Origin of the sequence: Streptomyces viridosporus (assembly GCF_002078235.1) — a bacterium.
In the GTDB taxonomy this organism is placed as follows: Bacteria; Actinomycetota; Actinomycetes; order Streptomycetales; family Streptomycetaceae; genus Streptomyces; species Streptomyces viridosporus.
On record NZ_MSGP01000691.1, the window covers coordinates 1 to 4210 of the forward strand.

Annotated in this window: 1 protein-coding gene; it reads right to left on the reverse strand. The window is 75.6% G+C overall.

From position 1 onward, the window contains the following. The coding region (locus B7L92_RS35900) for an alpha-(1->3)-arabinofuranosyltransferase domain-containing protein (protein ID WP_218030498.1) at nt 1-4210 on the reverse strand (4210 nt) is incomplete at both ends.

The following is a 4210-nucleotide window of genomic DNA, read 5'->3' on the forward strand; positions in this document are numbered from 1 at the left end:
CCCTGCTCTTCGCGGTGGGCAGGGGCGGCGCGGGGTGCGTGTGGGGAGCGGGTGACATCCCCGACACGTGGGGGCCGCCCGCGGGCACCGGCGGCAGCACCGCCGTCGACCCCGGACCGTTCCCGGGCCCGCCCGGCCCCCGGGCCGGACCCTCCTGCCCGCGCGTCTCTCCGAGGCTCACCAGAGCGGCGAACAGGCCGATCAGCGCGAGCAGTTGGGCCACGTGCCCGTACGCTCCGGTGCCGGCGCCCACCGGCTCCCCGGCCCCGAGCGCCGCCGCGACGCCCGCTCCCGCGAGGGCCGCGAACGCGACCGGCACCAGCAGGGTGTGCCGCCGCCGCGCCAGCAGCGCCAGCGCCGGGACCAGCAGCGCCCACCAGCCCGCGATCACCACGGCGACCAGCGTCAGCGCCACCGCGCCGAGCCACGGGCCGGGCGGTGCGGGAGCGGGCTGCGGCTCGTCGGGGTTCTCGGCGTCGCGACGCCACAGCGCCAGCCCGATCAGCACCGCGATCCCGATGCCGCTGCCGATCAGCCCGGCGTCGTAGGTCGCGGCCGGCTCGTAGGACAGCTTCACCGTGCCGCCCGCGCCCGCCGGGATCCGCCAGCCCTGCTGCCAGCCGTCCAGCCGCAGCGGCGTGAGCTCCTCGCCGTTCAGGGTGGCCTTCCAGCCGTCGTTGTGGTTCTCGTACGTCGTCAGGTACGAGGCCGCGCCCGAGCCGACGGTGACCTCGCGGTGGTCGCCGAGCCAGTCCTGGACCTTCAACTGGCGTCCGGAGCCGGCGACCTGGGGCACGGTCCCGCGGGTCAGGGTCACCTCGGTCAGCGCCAGCGGACCCGCGTCACCGGCCTCGACCCGGTGGTCGCCCGCGGGAAGCTCCAGCCCCCGGTCGTCACCGCCGTCCCGGCAGAGGGTCACCTCCATCGGGCGCCGCTCCACCAGGTCCCGTACCGTCCCCCGCACGCTCGTCTCGTACAGCTCGTCGTCCACCGCCAGCACCGGTCCCTTCCCGCAGGCCAGCGAGACCTCCCGGGTGCCGGACGGCTGCGGGGTGCGGTACTGGTCGAGGGCCGGGACGTACGCCTCCGTCAGGCCCACCGGAAGCTGCAGGTCCTCGCCGACGACCGGGTTGTGCAGGGTGAGCGGGGCGGTCCGGGTGACCGTGATGTCGAGCCGGTCGGTGGTGATCGGCGGGAAGCGGACCCAGCCGTTCTCGTCCACCTCGGCGACCGCCGCGCCGTCCGGGGAGCTGATGTGCACCTCGGCGGCCCGGGCGGACAGGCCCCCGGCGGGAGCCAGCACCAGCTCGCCGACCGGCTGCTCGCCCTCCCAGCTCAGGTGGAAGGTCGGCCGCTCGCCCGCGACCCACGCCGTGGTCAGGTCGCCGTCGGTGAGGTTGCGCGCCGACAGGCCGGCGCCGAGGCGGGCGGTGGAGTCGGCGGTGGCGACGATCCGGCCCCGCTGCTCGGGCGCCACCTCGTACAGCAGCCGGTCCAGCGCCTCGCCCGGCACCGCCACCGCGCGCGCCGACACCTCGTACGTCCCCGCCGCGCCGGTGCTGAACCGGCGGTGCAGTCCCGCCTCGGTGCCCACGGCGGACAACCCCGTGGGGTCGGCGGCGCGGTGCAGGGAGACCACCTCGGCGGTGGCGGTGGACTTCTCCGCGTCGGTGGGCAGCCGCAGCAGCCGGGTCACCTGCACGTCGGGCAGGTCGATCTCGGAGAAGCCCGCGCCGGTCAGACCGGCGCGCTCGGCCGTCGAGTCGACGATCGTCAGCTTCATCCAGCCCGTCGCGCCCGCGGGCGCCTCGATCTCCTGCCGGGTGCCGTTGGCCCGGAGGAAGCTGGTCGTCGACCCCTTCTCCGTCTCCACCCGCACCCGGGTCGCCGCCGCCCGCACACCGTCCTGCGGCAGCGGGGTGACGCCGAGGGAGTCCGGCATGTCGTAGGTGCCGTCGAAGGCGATGCGCAGCCACTGCCCGTCCGGCGAGTCGGCCGAACCCTCCGCCCACGCGGTGTCGGGGTTGCCGTCGAAGGCGTTCACCGGGTCGAACTGCGGCAGGTGGAACAGCCAGTTGCCGTAGGAGGAGGCCGTCACCGAGCGGGCACCGCGCAGCTCGGCCACCGTCTGGTGGCCCGGTCCCTCGACCGGCAGGATCTGGTGCGGCGGCTCGCCCGCGTTCTGCTCGGCGTCCGGCGCGTTGCGCTCGTCGCGCGTGTACGTGTACGACGTGTTGGCGTTGACCAGGCCGAACCGGGTGTCCGCGCGCCGCAGCCCGTCGCCGACCACCTGCACCGGCGGGGTGCCGAGCCCGGGGTGCCCGTCGCCGGTCAGCACGGCCGGCCGGCCGCGCAGCCCGTCCGCGAGCGGCAGCAGCGCCTCGGGGCCGCCGGAGACCACGGCGGTGTCGGCGATCGGCAGCAGTCCGGCCTGCCCGGGCCGCGGGACGTCCGCGCCGGCCGGGCGGTAGATCTCCACCGCCCGCTGCCGCGGGTACAGGCCCTCGACCTGGAGCGGGGTGCCGTCCGCGATCACGCCGCCGGTCATGACCGGGCCGAGGCCGGTGACCCGCTCGTACCCGGACTGCTCCAGGGTGCGCCTGACCGTCGCGGTGGGCACGTAGCCGATCTGGTCCGGGTCGAGGTCGCCCCGGACGACGACGTAGAAGACGCCGGCCCGGCTCAGGTAGTCGGCCAGTCCCGGCACCGCCGCGCCGGTCAGCAGGGCCTGCTCGACCGCGTCCATCGCGCGCCGGTTGCCGGGGGTGCCGAAGGGCACGTAGTCGCGCTGCGCCCAGCGGGATCCGGCGACCACGTCCAGCGGCTGGTCGATGGTCGACCCCCAGGTGTGGATGCCGTGCGCGGTGGCCGGGACCACCAGGGCGCGTGCGTCGGGGGAGTACTTCTCCAGCCAGTCGGCCGTGGCCCGCCAGTACTTGGGGATCTCCTGGAACGAACCCGGCGCGAGGATCGAGCCGTTGAGGTACGGCCACAGCAGCCCCGGCAGCACCAGGACCGCGGCGACCAGCGGGGCGAACCGCCGCCCGCGCACCCGGCGGGTCCCGCGCGACTCGGCGGCCGTGCCCACCAGGTGCGCCAGGCCCAGCACGAGCGCCAGCGCCAGCCCCGTCTGGAACTTGTAGATGTTGCGGAACGGCGCCGCCCAGCCGTCCAGCCAGTCCTGCACCACCGAGTGGAAGGGGGCGCCGAACGCGCCGCCGTACCCGGCGAGCAGCACCAGCGCCGTCACCAGCACGGTCAGCACCAGCCAGCGCCGCTCCGGCACGTCCCGCCGGGCGATCCCGGCGAGGCCCAGCCCCGCCGCGAGCGCCGAGCAGACGACCACGAGCGCCGAGGAGGCCACGGTCCAGCCGGCCGGCAGCCACGCCTCACCGAAGTGGAGGTAGGCCACCCAGTTCCCGGCGCCGCGCAGCGCCTCCGTAGCCGCCATGGTGTCGGTCGTGGTCCGCGCGGTCTCGATGTAGGGGAGGAAGTTCTCGCCGTGGATCCCGAGCAGCAGCAGCGGGATCCACCACCAGGCGGTCGCCACGGCCACCGCGGGCGCCCACCAGGCGATCAGTCTTCGCTGCCGCGGCCCCGGCGGGCGGGAGAGCAGGTACAGGCCGACGGGCAGCAGGGAGGCCAGCGTCGAGGCCGCGTTGACCCCGCCCATGAACGGCACGAGCAGCGCCGAGCGCAGCGCCGCGACCCGGGCCGTGTACCGCTCGTTCGTCAGCGGCAGCAGCACCCAGGGCAGGAACGCGCCCGGCAGCGCGGCGGCCGACGTGGAACCGACGACCGCGGTGAACACCGGCCACAGCGCGTACGCCGCCGCCGCGAGCAGCCGGGACGCCCCGCCGCCCACGCGCAGCCGCTCCGCCAGGCGCAGCGCGCCCCAGAACGCGACCGACACGATCAGCGACATCCACAGCCGCTCCGCCAGCCACACGGGAAGGTGCAGGAGGTCGCACACCCAGTAGTACGGCAGCATCGGCCAGAGATAGCCGACGTACTGGTCGGAGATCCCGCCGAACGACCCCCGGTCGTGCCACAGCTGGCCCAGGTCGGCGAGGAACTGCCCGGGGTCGACGGTGACGCCGAGCTTGGTGTCGAAGGTCTGCCGGCCGGGCTGCACCGCGAGGAACAGCACGAACACCACGGCCCAGAAGCCCAGCAGCCAACGCCGCGACCGCGGGCCCGGGGAGGGGCC